Source organism: Pseudomonas sp. RL_5y_Pfl2_69, assembly GCF_963970465.1.
Taxonomy (GTDB): Bacteria; Pseudomonadota; Gammaproteobacteria; order Pseudomonadales; family Pseudomonadaceae; genus Aquipseudomonas.
Map to the genome: position 1 here is coordinate 1 of NZ_CAXAOU010000021.1, position 2,447 is coordinate 2,447.

Sequence of the window (2,447 nt, forward strand, 5' to 3'; positions counted from 1 at the left end):
ACTTTGTTGGGTGACTGCGTACCTTTTGTATAATGGGTCAGCGACTTATTTTCAGTGGCAAGCTTAACCGAATAGGGGAGGCGTAGCGAAAGCGAGTCTTAATAGGGCGTCTAGTCGCTGGGAATAGACCCGAAACCGGGCGATCTATCCATGGGCAGGTTGAAGGTTGGGTAACACTAACTGGAGGACCGAACCGACTACCGTTGAAAAGTTAGCGGATGACCTGTGGATCGGAGTGAAAGGCTAATCAAGCTCGGAGATAGCTGGTTCTCCTCGAAAGCTATTTAGGTAGCGCCTCATGTATCACTGTAGGGGGTAGAGCACTGTTTCGGCTAGGGGGCCATCCCGGCTTACCAAACCGATGCAAACTCCGAATACCTACAAGTGCCGAGCATGGGAGACACACGGCGGGTGCTAACGTCCGTCGTGAAAAGGGAAACAACCCAGACCGTCAGCTAAGGTCCCAAAGTTATGGTTAAGTGGGAAACGATGTGGGAAGGCTTAGACAGCTAGGAGGTTGGCTTAGAAGCAGCCACCCTTTAAAGAAAGCGTAATAGCTCACTAGTCGAGTCGGCCTGCGCGGAAGATTTAACGGGGCTCAAACCATACACCGAAGCTACGGGTATCACTTAGGTGATGCGGTAGAGGAGCGTTCTGTAAGCCTGTGAAGGTGAGTTGAGAAGCTTGCTGGAGGTATCAGAAGTGCGAATGCTGACATGAGTAACGATAATGGGTGTGAAAAACACCCACGCCGAAAGACCAAGGTTTCCTGCGCAACGTTAATCGACGCAGGGTTAGTCGGTCCCTAAGGCGAGGCTGAAAAGCGTAGTCGATGGAAAACAGGTTAATATTCCTGTACTTCTGGTTATTGCGATGGAGGGACGGAGAAGGCTAGGCCAGCTTGGCGTTGGTTGTCCAAGTTTAAGGTGGTAGGCTGGAATCTTAGGTAAATCCGGGATTCTAAGGCCGAGAGCTGATGACGAGTTGTCTTTTAGACAACGAAGTGGTTGATGCCATGCTTCCAAGAAAAGCTTCTAAGCTTCAGGTAACCAGGAACCGTACCCCAAACCGACACAGGTGGTTGGGTAGAGAATACCAAGGCGCTTGAGAGAACTCGGGTGAAGGAACTAGGCAAAATGGCACCGTAACTTCGGGAGAAGGTGCGCCGGTGAGGGTGAAGCATTTACTGCGTAAGCCCATGCCGGTCGAAGATACCAGGCCGCTGCGACTGTTTATTAAAAACACAGCACTCTGCAAACACGAAAGTGGACGTATAGGGTGTGACGCCTGCCCGGTGCCGGAAGGTTAATTGATGGGGTTAGCTAACGCGAAGCTCTTGATCGAAGCCCCGGTAAACGGCGGCCGTAACTATAACGGTCCTAAGGTAGCGAAATTCCTTGTCGGGTAAGTTCCGACCTGCACGAATGGCGTAACGATGGCGGCGCTGTCTCCACCCGAGACTCAGTGAAATTGAAATCGCTGTGAAGATGCAGTGTATCCGCGGCTAGACGGAAAGACCCCGTGAACCTTTACTATAGCTTTGCACTGGACTTTGAATTTGCTTGTGTAGGATAGGTGGGAGGCTTTGAAGTGTGGACGCCAGTCTGCATGGAGCCAACCTTGAAATACCACCCTGGCAACTTTGAGGTTCTAACTCAGGTCCGTTATCCGGATCGAGGACAGTGTATGGTGGGTAGTTTGACTGGGGCGGTCTCCTCCTAAAGAGTAACGGAGGAGTACGAAGGTGCGCTCAGACCGGTCGGAAATCGGTCGTAGAGTATAAAGGCAAAAGCGCGCTTGACTGCGAGACAGACACGTCGAGCAGGTACGAAAGTAGGTCTTAGTGATCCGGTGGTTCTGTATGGAAGGGCCATCGCTCAACGGATAAAAGGTACTCCGGGGATAACAGGCTGATACCGCCCAAGAGTTCATATCGACGGCGGTGTTTGGCACCTCGATGTCGGCTCATCACATCCTGGGGCTGAAGCCGGTCCCAAGGGTATGGCTGTTCGCCATTTAAAGTGGTACGCGAGCTGGGTTTAGAACGTCGTGAGACAGTTCGGTCCCTATCTGCCGTGGACGTTTGAGATTTGAGAGGGGCTGCTCCTAGTACGAGAGGACCGGAGTGGACGAACCTCTGGTGTTCCGGTTGTCACGCCAGTGGCATTGCCGGGTAGCTATGTTCGGGAAAGATAACCGCTGAAAGCATCTAAGCGGGAAACTTGCCTCAAGATGAGATCTCACTGGAACCTTGAGTTCCCTAAAGGGCCGTCGAAGACTACGACGTTGATAGGTTGGGTGTGTAAGCGCTGTGAGGCGTTGAGCTAACCAATACTAATTGCCCGTGAGGCTTGACCATATAACACCCAAGCAATTTGCGTCGAAGAGACCAGATTGCGGTGTGTGAAGACGATACAAACCGAAAGTTTGCGACTCACAAAACACCA

At 51.9% G+C, this 2,447-nt stretch carries 1 rRNA gene; it reads left to right on the plus strand.

The features are described from left to right. A 23S ribosomal RNA gene (locus AACY07_RS24210) occupies nt 1-2,359 on the plus strand; the annotation flags it as partial. Nucleotides 2,360-2,447 lie beyond the last annotated feature (88 nt).